Below are 724 nucleotides of genomic sequence, written 5' to 3' on the forward strand. Positions count from 1 at the left end.
GCCCGGGTGGTCGGCATTACGCTTCGACCGGCGCACGCCAGTCATCGGAACCTGAAGTCCCGGCGACGGTGTGTTCCCAGTCGATTTTGCGGTAGGACATGGACACCTGGATAAGCTGGGTGTAGTCCAGTTTGGACGGGTCCTGGCAGTGCGGCATCTGGCAGTCGATGTCCACGATGGTGGCGTCGGTCAGCGTGGTGGAGAAGAAGTGCTCCTGCTTGCCTTCACCGAGGTGCGGTACCATTTCAGGGTCACGGTCGGCAGCATTTCGCCGGACGCCAGGGAGTTGTACATCAGCGGGACGGCTTTGTTCAGCGCCACGGTGAATTTGAACGGCTTGTGCACACGCTGGCCGGACGGCTGACCGGACTGCGGGTCAGTCGGGACGGTGACGATGTGCTTAAATTCCTGCACCAGCATTTCATCTTCGTGGCCCTGCACATAGATGTTGCCGACGGAGTCGGAAGTGAAGGCACCGGCGGTGATGTTGCCCTGAGTTTTCCCTTCAATGCTGATATAACATGGGGTTGGCATAGTCATGCTCCTTGTTGTTGAACGGTTTTTACTTTCGCCCGCTTAGCAATGCAATGGCTATGCCAACTTTTATCTCACTGTTTTATAACGGAATTTAAAATACAGGATTTTCCCTAACCAAAACTCGCGCAAAATATTGCGCAAGATGCGCAGATCGTTTGCAAACATTGCGCAAAAAGTGATTTGTGCT

Annotated in this window: 1 pseudogene; it reads right to left on the reverse strand. The window is 54.3% G+C overall.

What is annotated here, in order from left to right:
* Positions 1-16: 16 nt before the first annotated feature.
* Positions 17-534, reverse strand: a pseudogene (locus AU511_RS17030) (Hcp family type VI secretion system effector).
* Positions 535-724: the final 190 nt, after the last annotated feature.

The sequence above is a fragment of the Lonsdalea iberica genome, from assembly GCF_002111585.1.
Lineage (GTDB): Bacteria > Pseudomonadota > Gammaproteobacteria > Enterobacterales > Enterobacteriaceae > Lonsdalea > Lonsdalea iberica.